The organism is Streptococcus orisasini (assembly GCF_001431045.1).
GTDB classification, from domain to species: domain Bacteria; phylum Bacillota; class Bacilli; order Lactobacillales; family Streptococcaceae; genus Streptococcus; species Streptococcus orisasini.
Map to the genome: position 1 here is coordinate 107437 of NZ_BCLE01000029.1, position 12442 is coordinate 119878.

Consider the following 12442-nt stretch of genomic DNA (forward strand, 5'->3'; position numbering starts at 1 on the left):
CAATCTCCCTTTTCTGAAGGTCTCAAAATCTTGCAGCTTCCCTCTTTTTGCGCTACAATTAAGTTATGATCACGAAAGAATTTGATACCATTGCTGCGATTGCAACACCTCTTGGTGAAGGAGCTATCGGCATTGTCCGGCTTTCTGGCTCTGAAGCTCTTGCTATCGCCCAAAAAATCTTTAAAGGCAAGGATTTAACCAAAGTCGCCTCCCATACGATTAACTACGGCCATATCGTAGAAGACGGGCGTCTTATTGATGAGGTCATGGTTTCGGTCATGCGGGCGCCTAAGACCTTCACCCGTGAAGATGTCATTGAGATTAATACCCATGGCGGTGTAGCAGTTACCAATGAAATTTTGCAGCTAGTTATTCGCTCTGGTGCCCGGATGGCTGAGCCCGGCGAATTCACCAAACGTGCTTTCTTAAACGGGCGTGTTGACTTGGCTCAGGCTGAGGCTGTTATGGATTTGATCCGTGCCAAAACAGACAAGGCTATGGCTGTCGCTGTGAAGCAGCTGGACGGTTCCCTTTCTGAACTCATCAATAATATCCGTCAGGAAATTTTAAACACACTGGCTCAGGTCGAAGTGAATATTGACTATCCTGAGTACGATGATGTCGAAGAAATGACAACAGCCTTGATGCGCGAAAAGACACAGGAATTTGAAAAACTTCTGACCAATCTTTTACAAACAGCCCGCCGCGGCAAGATTTTGCGCGAAGGTCTGTCCACTGCTATCATCGGCCGGCCCAATGTCGGCAAATCAAGCCTTCTTAACAATCTTTTACGGGAAGAAAAAGCCATTGTTACTGATGTTGAAGGAACAACCCGTGATGTCATTGAAGAGTATGTCAACATCAAGGGTGTGCCTCTAAAATTGATTGATACTGCGGGTATTCGGGAAACAGATGATTTAGTCGAAAAAATCGGTGTTGAGCGCTCCAAAAAAGCGCTTGAGGAAGCCGATCTCGTCCTTCTAGTCCTCAACAGCGCCGAAAAACTAACCGATCAAGACCGTACCTTACTAAAAATCAGCCAAAATACTAATCGGCTCATTCTGCTCAACAAGACTGATCTGCCCCAGCAGATTGAAAGCGATCAGTTGCCGAATGATGTCATCAAGATATCAGTCTTAAAAAATCAAAACATTGATCTTATCGAAGAACGCATCAACCAAATCTTCTTTGATAACGCAGGCATTGTTGAAAAAGATGCGACTTACCTTTCTAATGCGCGTCACATCAGCCTTATCGAGCAGGCTCTCGAAAGCCTCCATGCTGTCAATGAAGGTTTGGAACTTGGTATGCCGGTAGATCTCTTACAGGTTGATATGACCCGTACTTGGGAAATCCTAGGCGAAATCACAGGCGATGCGGCTCCAGATGAACTCATCACTCAGCTCTTCAGCCAATTTTGTCTGGGAAAATAAAACAAAAAATATCCACCGGATGTTTCAGGTTGTAGACAAACTCTATAGTTAGCATTTCACAAGCACACACATCTTAGGATAATATCAACTCACAATCTATAAGAAAAATAGGAGAATTGAACGATCCTGCCCCAGATACTTTCCGCTGTAGCAAAAACGCCAGAAATCACTCATTTCTGGCGTTCGGAGATTTTGAGACTTGGGCTCAAAATCTAGGTATGAAATTCCAAAGGAAGTTGCTACCGTCCGTGCTACCTAAGGAAAGTATCATAACACAATAGTTCTTTTGATAAAAATTGACTTTTTCTTCAGTTTGAAATTATCCACCGGATGTTTCAGACTGAAAATAAAGCCCTTAGAAACTCAAGTCCTAAGGGCTTTATCTTTATAAGCTAATGATGAATGATTTCTAGCAGCAAACTCAATTCCTAAAAAATCGGAATAATTAAATCTTATTTTTCATACCTTCTTTAGTAGAAAAAATAGTTACCCATGTAATTTTACCTATAGTTCTTTCCTTATTTTTTAATGATTTTCTCAACAATCTGTCTTAAATCCGGCACGACCTGCTCTTCAAACCAAGGATGCTTAGACATCCAAATTTGATTTCTAGGAGAGGGGTGGACAAGTGGAAAGAAATCCGGCAGATAGTCTTTATAATGTTCAACTGTATCTGTCAATTTGACTGAAGATTTTTGCTGCAGATAGTATTTTTGAGCATAATTGCCAATTAAAATAGTCAGCTGAATATCCGGCAGTAGATCCAAAATCGGCTGATGCCACTTCTGGGCAAATCCCTTTCGAGGCGGCAGATCGCCTGATTTTCCTTTACCAGGATAATAAAAATCCATGGGAATAGCAGCGAAATAACCTGAATGATAAAAGGTATCATAGTCAACCCCCATCCACTCGCGCAGACGATCTCCACTCTTATCATTCCAATAGAGCCGCGATTCCTGTGCTTTGATGCCGGGTGCTTGACCAACAATATTAATGCGTGCTGTTTTCGGTGCTGAAAAAAGCGGCTCGATTCCTTGTTCCGTATACAAACTATTTTGACTGTCTGCCATAATGGCCTTAGTGATTTCTTCAATAGTTGTCATAATTACTCTCCCTTGTCAAAAAGAACTGAGATAAACAAATCGTCAGTTCTTTTTCATTTGTTATTTAAGCTTGTTCCATGTTCTTAGCACGGCTCTGCTCTCATGTTTACTTGATTAGCTCATAGATGGCTTCGGCATAAATGGCTGCTGCCTTGTAGAGGTCTTCTACTTCCACAAATTCATTGGCTTGGTGCATGGTATCCTCAGAATGCGGGAACATAGCTCCAAAAGCAACACCTCGTTTCAGCAAACGACCGAAAGTACCGCCGCCGATAACCCATTCCTTGCCCTTATCACCAGTGTGTTTCTCATAAACAGCCAAAAGCGTTGACACCAACGGATCATCCATCGGTACGTAATGAGGAGTGTGCTCGTGCTCAGACAGGGTGACTTCTTTGACACCGTTTAACTGTTCCAATTTCGCTTTGATGGTTTGCGAATCTGTTCCTTGAGGATAGCGGAAATTAAGTGCAATGGTGTTGTTCTCTGCTTCTGCATCAAAATCAAAGACACCGGCATTCATGGATAAAGCTCCCATCTGTTTATCAACAAAGGCAACACCTAGTTTTTCACCCGCATGGTCGTTCAGCAATATCTTACCTGCCAAATCAAGGTAGGCTTTGGCATCACCAGCAAAATCAAAACGAGATAAAAAGAGAGCCAAATAAGTAGCGCCATTGATACCAGCTTCCGGAGTAGAACCGTGAGCGGACTTCCCATGAATCGTCAAATGAAAACGACCTTCATCTTCAGTCAGACTGGCTTTAAGATTGTGAGATTCAGCAAAGGCATCCAAAGACAGCTGTAAATCTTCTAAGCTGAGATTGCCTGTAAAAACAGCTGTTGCTGACTCCGGTACCATATTCTCACGCAGGCCGCCCTTGAAGGATTCAAGAGTGAAAGAACCGCCGTTTTTGTTGCCAAAATGCAGGTATTCGGTGATATTCCCCTTTTCACCATTGATGATAGGGAAATAGGCATCCGGTGAAAAACCGAAGTCAGGCTCGGGCACACCGACATGTTCAAAATAATAGTCCATATCCGCCCAGCCAGATTCCTCATCTGTACCAACAACAAAACGCACTCTTTTAGAAACCGGCAGACCCAAGTCCTTGATAATTTTCAAACCATAGTAACAAGCAATTGTCGGTCCCTTATCATCGCTGGCACCGCGGCCATAAAGCTTGCCATTAATGATTTCAGGCAGGTAAGGTGATGTTTTCCAGCCACTGCCAGCAGGGACAACATCCAAATGCGCAAAGATACCTAAAACCTCATCTCCCTGGCCATATTCAAAATGTCCAGCGTAGTTATTGACATTCTTCGTTTCGTAACCATCTCGTTCAGCCATTTTCAAAAAATGCTGCAGAGCCTGAGCAGGTCCAGGGCCAAAAGGGTGTTTGGCATCAGCCTTACTGTCATCACGTTCCGAATTAATCTGCAAAATTCGAAAAAGATCTGCTAAAATGTCGCCGCGGCGTTTATCTACTTCCTTTTGAAAATCTACAAACATAACTGCTCCTATCGTATCTCAATAATCTCATCAACTGGCAGACGGTAGCTTGGCTCAAGCTCTTCATCTGTATAACCCACAGTAATCAAGAGTTCAGGACGAAAACGCTCATCAATATCCAATATCTCATTGGCTACTGTTTTATCAAAACCAAGGATTATATTGGAAGCAATACCTTGGTCAGTCAAGGCCAGCACCAAGTTCATAGCCACTAACCCAGCATTAAGGGCCAGATACTCACCCTTGGTCTTATCATCAAAAGAAGCAAAACGAGCTGGCAGGGTTTCCATATAGTAGGCAATCATATCATCGGGAAGATTTTTACTGCCAATTCTGGCAATCTTGCGGGCACGCTGCACCAGATCCGTATCTGTAAAAAGTGCAATCACATACTGAGCCTGTTCCACCTGTACTTTATTGAGAGCAGGCAGACTTTGAGCCAGCTGCTCCTTTTTTTCTTTGACAATTACAAATTTCCAGGGCTGAATATTATTGGCGCTGGGAGCCAGCTGAGCTATTTCAATCGCTGTGCGGATATCTTTTAAATCAACAGGCTTGTCATTAAATTTCTTGACCGCATGCCGCTTTTTATTTAACTCTAAAAATTTCATAAATGAACGATCCTTCTAATATGTTATAGTTACTTTTTTATTTTACCATTTTTTGAAACTGTTTACAGCTTTTTCAGCATCTTCTTAAAAATAAATAAGAAAACGTCAGACATTAAAACAGCAGATTGAAAATCTGCTGCCAGACTGTAGACAATTCTCCATTTGCCTACCTTGATCAGCAAAGAAGTCTGCAGACTACCATATAAATTCCACGAACGCAAACGAGTTTAAAGGATACTTCCGCCGTGATGAAAGTGTCAGAAATGGTGAATTTAAGCCAATTCTGACACTCGGAAACTTTGAGACCGTGGCTCAAAGTTTAGGCATGGAATTCCCTAGGAAGTCGCTGCCGTCCGACATCACCTAAGGAAGTATCAAAAAAGGACTTTTTCTTCAAGCTAACAGCAGATTGAAAATCTGCTGCTTGTATTTATAACCAAGTTCCCGAGGCTGCAATAATCCCTTTGGCAATTTCATTGTTTCTCAATTCTGATGCCTCTAAACCGTTAAGCGAACCATAAAAAGCTTTAACAGGTTCTGATAAGCCTTTTTTTCTCTGCAAATACTTCAATGACAAGCGCTCTAAATCTCTGCAGAGGCGATAAGACTGTCTTGAAAAATCACGCCCGGCCTCCACTTCCTGCTTATAGTCCAACAGCAGCTCACGTTCTTCTGGATAAATATCCGGATTGAGCAAAAGATTGTAGTAGTCTGTCATGACTTGATTTTCCATTTGCTGTCTATCTTTTTTAGTCATCAGTTTTACCTCACTTTACAACATTCAGCCAGTTCCTAGCCTATATAATCTCGCCAATTTAACTGTTGTATTCGTCAAATTGGATTTTTTAACTTGCATGAGCACCATTTAAAGAGGTGATTTGGCGGCCTTGATCATCAAAATTTTCTGGATCCAGCCATTTGTCAAACTTAGTTTTCATGGCTTGGTATTCTTCTTCCAGCATGGAATACCAGTTAGTATCGCGGCTGCGGTTTTTATAAACCACTGCCCGCCGAAAGGTTCCTTCAAAGGTGAATCCTAAACGCTTGGCAGCCTGATTAGAAGGCGCATTTAGGCTGTCACACTTCCATTCGTAGCGGCGATAATGCAATTCTTCAAAAACATATTTCATGACCAGATATTGGGCCTCAGTCGCTATTCGTGAGTGCTTTAACTCCGGACCGTAAAGAACCCAGCCCATTTCAATCACACGATTTTTAGAATCTATTCGCATGAGAGAAAACGTACCTATTATCTTGTGACTCTCCTTATCTATAATAGCTAAATAATAAGGATCCTTGGAATCAGCCATCCCTTCAAAATAATCCCTAAAATCTTCTTTATTTTCAAAATGATCAATTGGCAGATAGGTCCACTGTTCGTTAGGGCTGTCAGGACCATAAAAAGTATAAGCATCCTCAAAATGTCTATCCGCATTCAGAGGTTCAACGATGGTATAATTTCCTGTAAGCTGCTTGATAGCCGGCAATTGACCAGGTCTAAAATCAAGAACTGATTCTCCAATTGGCTGATCAAAGATATTTGTTGGCATAATGGTCTCCTTATTTGCCCTTAAGGGCTTTGTTTCTTCTCTTCTACATTAAATTTACGTAGTCGCATTTTAGCAAGTTCTGCCTTACGCTTTTTCTTGCAGCTTCTCCTGCACATTTTCTGCGACTTTCTGCGGAATTCCTAGGGCTGTCAGCTCATCCAAACTAGCCGCTTTAATCTTGGTCAAACTCTTGAAATGTTTTAGCAATAATTGCTTGCGCTTAGGCCCAAGACCTGCAATGCCATCCAGTTTAGAACTAAAGCTGTTCTTGCTGCGAACCTGTCTGTGAAAGGTGATGGCAAAACGGTGCACCTCGTCTTGAATGCGATGCAAGAGAAAAAATTCTTCGGAATTTCTGGGCAGCGGCACCACTTCCAGCGGATCACCAAAGAGCAGCTCTTGGGTTTGGTGCTTGTCATTTTTTTGCAGACCTGCGATAGGAATCGTTAAATTAATTTCTTTTCTGACAACTTCCTTGGCGATATTGACCTGACCTGGTCCGCCATCAATGATAATCAGGTCCGGAACTCTGAGACCATCACGCTTGACACGGCTGTATCTGCGGCGGATGACTTCTCGCATAGAGGCATAATCATCCGGACCAGTAACGGTTTTGATTTTATATTTACGGTATTCCTTTTTATTGGGCTTGCCATTTTCAAAGACGACCATGGCCGCAACTGGGCTGGTTCCTTGGATATTGGAATTATCAAAAGCTTCGATTCTTACAGGCTTTTCAATTCCCAACAGCTCCCCTAAATTATCAATAGCTCCCTGCGTTTTTTTCAAGTCTTTTTCTAGCAGGTCAAATTTTTGCTGCAGGCTGACCTGCGCATTTTTTATTGCCAAATTGACCAGCTGCTTCTTCTCACCGCGCTGAGGTTTGATGACCTTAGTATCCACCAAGGCTTTGACGAACTCTTCGTCAATATTTTTGGGGATAAAGATTTCCTTAGGAATAATATGGCGCCTGTCCCGATAAAACTGACCCAAGTAGGTCAAAAAATCTTCTTCAGGCTCATTGTAATAAGGAAACATGTTGACATCACGCTGGATGAGCTTGCCTTGGCGGACAAAAAAGACCTGCACGCACATCCAGCCCTTATCGACATAATAGCCAAAAATATCTCGGTCAATCAAATCCTGCGCCATCACCCGCTGCTTGGTTCTGAGAACACCAATCGCACTGATTAAATCCCGATACTCTGCGGCCCGCTCAAACTCCATGTTTTCAGCCATGGTCTGCATTTTTTCCTTGAGCCCATTAACAATCTTATTGTCATAGCCATTTAAAAAATTACTGACATCTTCTATCATCTTATCGTAATAGGCCTGGTCAGTATGGCAGACGGTGTGAGCAGAACACTGGCCAATGTGATAGTAAAAGCAAACTTTTTCTGGCGGATTGGTACATTTCTTAAAAGGGAAAATCCTGTCCAGCAGCCTTTTAATTTCATTGGCAGCGCCGACATCAGGATAAGGACCAAAGTAATGTCCCTTGTCTTTTTTGACCTGACGCGTAATCAACAGGCGAGGGTATCTCTCATTGGTAATCTTAATAAAAGGGTAAGACTTGTCATCTTTGAGCCTGATATTGTATTTGGGATGATTTTCCTGAATGAGATTGATTTCTAAAAGAAGGGCCTCAATATTGGAACCCGTCACAATGTATTCAAAGTCCTCGATTTCTGACACCAGCATCTCTGTCTTAGTGTCGTGGCTTCCATGAAAATAGCTACGCACACGATTCTTTAAATTTTTGGCCTTGCCAACATAAATAATAGTCCCTTTTTTATCCTTGTGAATATAGCAGCCGGGGCTGTCCGGCAGCAATTCTAGCTTATGTTTTATCAGTTCATTCATAACTTTTATTATAGCAGAAATAAGCCAATTTTTCTGACTTTACTTTCGGTCAGTTTTACTTTTATCCCTATCTGTTTTTTGATAAACTAAGGACGTATTAAAAAAAGAAGAAGCCATGGCCAAAACTCAAATCAGCAAAGCCATCTTCTTTCATTGATGCCCTTGAAAAAATGCCTGAATTTCTAAAAGAATCCTTAGCAATCTATGCCTTCAAAAACTTTTGTTAAGCATCTCAACTGCATTTGAGGCGCCATTTCACTTCAATCACATTGATTTACTAGAAAGGAATCCTATGTCCACACCTATCCGCGCCAAGCGTGTATCTAACTACGAACTATTCTTTGACTTAGCTGTTGTCCTAGCTATTGGCAAGCTGACCTCTGCCTTTCACATTGAGCATATCGGCTGGTTAGAAGTTTGGAGTTTTATCCTCGGTAATATCATCCTGCTTAGTGTCTGGATGAATGAAGTATTTTACTACAACAAATACGGTGACTCCCGACGAGCAGATATCTACACGGTCGTTACCCTCATGTTTGTTCTGGGAAACATGGCTCTCAATTTCAATTTTGACTCTTCTCTTTTATCCCAGCGAGCTGCCAATGATTTTCGCTTTAACCTCTTACTCATTATCGCCTACGCCATCATTGGTTTGCAATATTTTCTTAAAGGAAGGAAATTAGGTTTTTCAAAAGATATCAAAACAGCTATCGCTCATAATCTGATTTCTGCAGCAGCAATCTTTCCTTTAATAATCCCCTTTGTTCACAATCATTTTGAACTTGGGCTTCTTTACCTGATACCGCTCATTCTCCCCTTCTTCTTGGGACGGCATTTAGACACCGAGCGGGATAACTTCCCCCACTTTTTAGAGAGGGCACAATTGGTTACCATTCTGACTTTTGGTGAAACGGTTATTGCCATTATCAGCACTTATCCTCTGGCAGAAAATCTCTATCAGGGTGCCCTCCTCTTTTTTGGTATGGCCATGCTCTTTATGTTTTACATGACACAAACCTTCCTAGCTATCAATCATCACACGCGCAAAAACGCCAGCCTTCTCTTTTATGTACACATCTTGATTTTTATTGGTATCAACTTTTTTACAGTTGGCCTAGAGTTTTTAGCAGACCATCAGCACGCGCCGATTGGCTTTAAGCTCTTCGTTACAGGTGTATTGATGGTATATCTAGGAACCCTTCTGACCACTTATTATAACCAGAAACTCTATCAATTTACAGTGCGTGAATATTTAGCATTTACCAGTTTATTAGCAGCCATTCTGAGTGCTTTTGTAATAGCAGGACCTCATGTCTTACCCCTTTCTATTATCCTAATCATAGGTGGATGGTGCCTCAGCCGTTACTATATGTTCATCCGCAAACGCTTCAGAGAGCAAAACAATGTTCCACATCCCGATCCAACCAAGAATCTGAGAGATTTTTCATAACACAATGATAAACAAAACCTGAATCCAGCACCAGATTCAGGTTTTTCTTTTCAATAAAGCAAGCAAGTGCTTATAATCACTGACTTCATAAGTTGGTTTGATGCTTGTTTCGTTGACCTTGAGACTAGGATTGTACCAAACAGTGTCAATGCCAGCATTATACCCGCCCTGAATATCAGCCAAAAGACTGTCACCAATCATCAAAGCTCTGCTATGGTCAAAATGGCTGATATCGTCAGCAATATAATCATAGAAAGCCTTATCAGGTTTTTGAAAACCAATTCTATCCGAGATGAAAACCTGCTCAAAATAAGGGGCTATACTGGAATTGGCCATACGACCAGTCTGAATTTTGGTAATACCATTAGTCGCCCCAAAAATATGATAACCATCAGCAGCTAAACTTGCCAGTAGCGTCTCAGCCCCAGTCAAGGCTTGTCCTTGCTGACTAAGAAAATCCTGATAACGACGGGCAAATACCTGACCATCCACTTCCTGACCAAAATGAGCAAAAAGACGGGTAAAACGTGTGTTGATCAGTTCTTTTTTACTGATCTTCTTCAAGGTCAAATCCTGCCAAAGCTGCTGATTCATAGGAACATAAAAATCCTTATAGGCTTGAACGTCAGGTACACGTGCTTCTTCCAAAAGTGCTGTTAAAGCCACATCTTCTGCCGCATCAAAATCTAAAAGTGTATGATCAAGATCAAAAAGTAGAAATTTGTAACGCATGGATGGGAATCCTTTCTAAAATGATTGTTTTGGCTTGCTCTTATCACCGTATACCGGAAGTGGGCAAGCCAGCAAACACTAGTCTAGTTCACGCGCCTTACTCCCATCTTTCTCATCAAACTTATTAATGAACACGGAAAAATGGGATAGGTATAAAGGCTGATTGTTTCCTTATTTACATCTAAGGTCATAGGCTATCTATCAGAACAACATTTCCTTATTTTGGGAATAGCAAATCCCGGCTGTAAAAGACCAGCCGTTCAATTTCTTTAAAGCCATTTTTCTTATAAAACTCTTCGGCAGGCATGCCACGGTCTGTTAGGAGGGCAAAATTATCAACATTTCGACCTTCAAGGGCTTGGGCTAAGCGTTCTAAAAGGGCTGTGCCAATTCCTTGATTGCGCCAAGCTTTTTTGACACCCATTTCATGGATATAAAATTCCTTGCCGCTCCACCAGGCTCTAGTGACACCATAAATAAAACCTATAATTTCGCCATTTTCAACAGCCAAAATTCCTAAAAAGTTAGGAGTCTTGTAAAAATCTGAAATGTATTGTTTGGCACCTTCAAAAGTCCATTCGTCATACCAAGGCTCATCATTAAAAATATCAATAAAGGCTGCTGTACAGGCGAGCAAATCTGTCTCTCTTATCCGTTTGAATTCCATTTTGCTCGCTCCTTTTCTTCTAAAAATAGTAACTTTTCTCTTTATTTATCTTTCCCAATTATACCATAAGCAAAAAACAAGCAGTCATTTGAACAGCTACAGACCGTACTTATTCTTAAAAAATCCCACTAAAATTTAGTGAGATCCTTATTGTCAAACTTACTATCTTTCGTCTTTGCCATTCGCTAAAGGCATTATGATACTCTTGCGCTAGCTTACCTGTCTCTCCAGTAATCATCCAGATCTTTGGCGGACAAATTGCCCTAGAAGATGGACCTAGCTTTTGCTATAATATTAAGGAATGTTAAGGAGGGGTAACATGGTTGGTTTAGGCACACTTATCAATACAGGCGCTATCATCGCAGGCGGTCTGCTTGGCACTTTCTTTGGACACAAGCTCAAAGAATCCTATCAGGACGGCCTTATGATGGCATCTGGCATTTCTGTGCTTTTCATAGGAATAGCTGGTGCTATGCAAGGCATGCTAGCGATTAGTCACAAGGGGCTCGAAAGTGGACAGAGTATTTTCATCGTGGCTTGTCTGACTTTGGGGACCTTGGTCGGAGAAATAATCAACATTGAAAGTCTCTTTGAACACTTTGGCGACTGGCTCAAACACAAAACAGGCAATGCCAAAGACAGTCGTTTTATCAATGCCTTTGTTACGGCTTCACTGACAGTCTGCATTGGAGCCATGGCTGTTGTCGGTGCCATCAATGATGGTATTCTGGGAGATTATTCAGTGCTTGCGACCAAGAGTATCTTGGACTTTATTATCATTCTGGTTATGAGCAGTACTCTGGGAAAAGGAGCTGCGTTTTCGGCCATACCCGTCTTTTTTGTCGAAGGGAGCATCACCCTCTTTGCCAAAATCCTCCAGCCCCTCATGACTCAGGCAGCCCTGGCCAACATTTCTCTTATTGGCTCTATCTTGATCTTCTGTGTTGGCCTTAACTTGGTCTGGGGCAAAAAAGTCCGCGTTGCCAACATGCTGCCGGCCTTAATCGTTGCTGTCCTTTTAGCCTACATTTAAAAAGGCGTTTTGAGACTTTGTATACCAGAACAATTAATGATTAAAGTGCTAAAATTCAAGACTTGAAAGTTAAAAAAACTGTGAGGGGCTTTGCTGATTGTTATCAAAATTCCCCAGAGAGCCCAAATAGATATATCCGCCAATAACCGTACAGATATCACCGGCAAGACCAAAAATAAGACTAACTACAAAACTGACTATAAACAGAATATGAGCTACGCTAGCACACGCGTATCTTCATTAAACTTAACAAGCCCAATAATTCCCAAAGCCATCACAGCCAATCTAAAGAGAAAAACCAGATATCCTAAATACCAAAAAAAACGGAAGTATCTGGAATCTTACCAGAAAAAGCAAGATGGTTATCACAAAAGATATACCGCCTCCAACTAATCCCAATAATCCGCATTTCCAAAATCATCGCTTTAACGAGCCAACATCAAAAACGCAACAAATCTATGCTGCTAGCGCTTGGTCTATAACACTG

The 12442-nt window shown here is 41.6% G+C and carries 11 protein-coding genes; 3 read left to right on the forward strand and 8 right to left on the reverse strand.

Going from position 1 to position 12442, the window contains the following annotated elements; translation table 11 throughout:
• Window positions 1–65 precede the first annotated feature (65 nt).
• Entirely contained in the window at window positions 66–1433 is a 1368-nt protein-coding gene (gene mnmE, locus SCSH_RS05785) for a tRNA uridine-5-carboxymethylaminomethyl(34) synthesis GTPase MnmE (protein ID WP_057490945.1), read from the forward strand.
• 518 nt (window positions 1434–1951) lie between these two features.
• On the opposite strand, the gene SCSH_RS05790 is transcribed toward mnmE, so the two are convergent.
• The 6 genes from SCSH_RS05790 to uvrC all read right to left on the reverse strand — a co-directional run bounded on the left by SCSH_RS05790 (window position 1952) and on the right by uvrC (window position 8073).
• The gene (locus SCSH_RS05790) at window positions 1952–2536 is read right to left on the reverse strand and encodes a uracil-DNA glycosylase family protein (protein WP_057490946.1); all 585 of its coding nucleotides are present in this window, start codon (window positions 2534–2536) and stop codon (window positions 1952–1954) included.
• Between the two features lie 106 nt (window positions 2537–2642).
• The gene (gene pepV / locus SCSH_RS05795; RefSeq protein WP_057490947.1) at window positions 2643–4049 is read right to left on the reverse strand and encodes a dipeptidase PepV; all 1407 of its coding nucleotides are present in this window, start codon (window positions 4047–4049) and stop codon (window positions 2643–2645) included.
• A gap of 8 nt (window positions 4050–4057) precedes the next feature.
• Window positions 4058–4660: a nitroreductase family protein gene (locus SCSH_RS05800; RefSeq protein WP_057490948.1), complete on the reverse strand. Its 603-nt coding sequence runs from the start codon at window positions 4658–4660 to the stop codon at window positions 4058–4060.
• A 430-nt stretch (window positions 4661–5090) separates the two neighbouring features.
• On the reverse strand, window positions 5091–5417 hold the full coding sequence (locus SCSH_RS05805) for a bacteriocin immunity family protein (protein WP_057490949.1): 327 nt from the start codon (window positions 5415–5417) through the stop codon (window positions 5091–5093).
• An 88-nt stretch (window positions 5418–5505) separates the two neighbouring features.
• The gene (locus tag SCSH_RS05810) at window positions 5506–6210 is read right to left on the reverse strand and encodes a GNAT family N-acetyltransferase (protein WP_057490950.1); all 705 of its coding nucleotides are present in this window, start codon (window positions 6208–6210) and stop codon (window positions 5506–5508) included.
• Between the two features lie 84 nt (window positions 6211–6294).
• Entirely contained in the window at window positions 6295–8073 is a 1779-nt protein-coding gene (uvrC, locus tag SCSH_RS05815; RefSeq protein WP_057490951.1) for an excinuclease ABC subunit UvrC, read from the reverse strand.
• Between the two features lie 292 nt (window positions 8074–8365).
• Between uvrC and SCSH_RS05820 the strand changes: the two genes are divergently transcribed.
• The gene (locus SCSH_RS05820; RefSeq protein ID WP_057490952.1) at window positions 8366–9523 is read left to right on the forward strand and encodes a low temperature requirement protein A; all 1158 of its coding nucleotides are present in this window, start codon (window positions 8366–8368) and stop codon (window positions 9521–9523) included.
• Between the two features lie 36 nt (window positions 9524–9559).
• Here the strand turns inward: SCSH_RS05820 and pynA are convergent, their stop codons facing one another.
• Window positions 9560–10255 (reverse strand): pyrimidine 5'-nucleotidase PynA, encoded by a 696-nt coding sequence (gene pynA, locus SCSH_RS05825; protein WP_057490953.1) that lies wholly within the window; start codon window positions 10253–10255, stop codon window positions 9560–9562.
• Between the two features lie 217 nt (window positions 10256–10472).
• Window positions 10473–10922 (reverse strand): GNAT family N-acetyltransferase, encoded by a 450-nt coding sequence (locus tag SCSH_RS05830; RefSeq protein WP_057490954.1) that lies wholly within the window; start codon window positions 10920–10922, stop codon window positions 10473–10475.
• 319 nt (window positions 10923–11241) lie between these two features.
• Between SCSH_RS05830 and SCSH_RS05835 the strand changes: the two genes are divergently transcribed.
• Window positions 11242–11955, forward strand: a complete 714-nt coding sequence (locus SCSH_RS05835) for a DUF554 domain-containing protein (RefSeq protein WP_057490955.1) — start codon at window positions 11242–11244, stop codon at window positions 11953–11955.
• Window positions 11956–12442: the final 487 nt, after the last annotated feature.

Bases quoted from the DNA above. Each gene is read 5' to 3' on its own strand.
- pepV (WP_057490947.1), bottom strand. From the start codon at position 4,049: ATGTTTGTAGATTTTCAAAAGGAAGTAGATAAACGCCGCGGCGACATT.
- SCSH_RS05820 (WP_057490952.1), top strand. From the start codon at position 8,366: ATGTCCACACCTATCCGCGCCAAGCGTGTATCTAACTACGAACTATTC.
- SCSH_RS05810 (WP_057490950.1), bottom strand. From the start codon at position 6,210: ATGCCAACAAATATCTTTGATCAGCCAATTGGAGAATCAGTTCTTGAT.
- SCSH_RS05805 (WP_057490949.1), bottom strand. From the start codon at position 5,417: ATGACTAAAAAAGATAGACAGCAAATGGAAAATCAAGTCATGACAGAC.
- mnmE (WP_057490945.1), top strand. From the start codon at position 66: ATGATCACGAAAGAATTTGATACCATTGCTGCGATTGCAACACCTCTT.
- SCSH_RS05830 (WP_057490954.1), bottom strand. From the start codon at position 10,922: ATGGAATTCAAACGGATAAGAGAGACAGATTTGCTCGCCTGTACAGCA.
- SCSH_RS05790 (WP_057490946.1), bottom strand. From the start codon at position 2,536: ATGACAACTATTGAAGAAATCACTAAGGCCATTATGGCAGACAGTCAA.
- pynA (WP_057490953.1), bottom strand. From the start codon at position 10,255: ATGCGTTACAAATTTCTACTTTTTGATCTTGATCATACACTTTTAGAT.
- SCSH_RS05800 (WP_057490948.1), bottom strand. From the start codon at position 4,660: ATGAAATTTTTAGAGTTAAATAAAAAGCGGCATGCGGTCAAGAAATTT.
- SCSH_RS05835 (WP_057490955.1), top strand. From the start codon at position 11,242: ATGGTTGGTTTAGGCACACTTATCAATACAGGCGCTATCATCGCAGGC.
- uvrC (WP_057490951.1), bottom strand. From the start codon at position 8,073: ATGAATGAACTGATAAAACATAAGCTAGAATTGCTGCCGGACAGCCCC.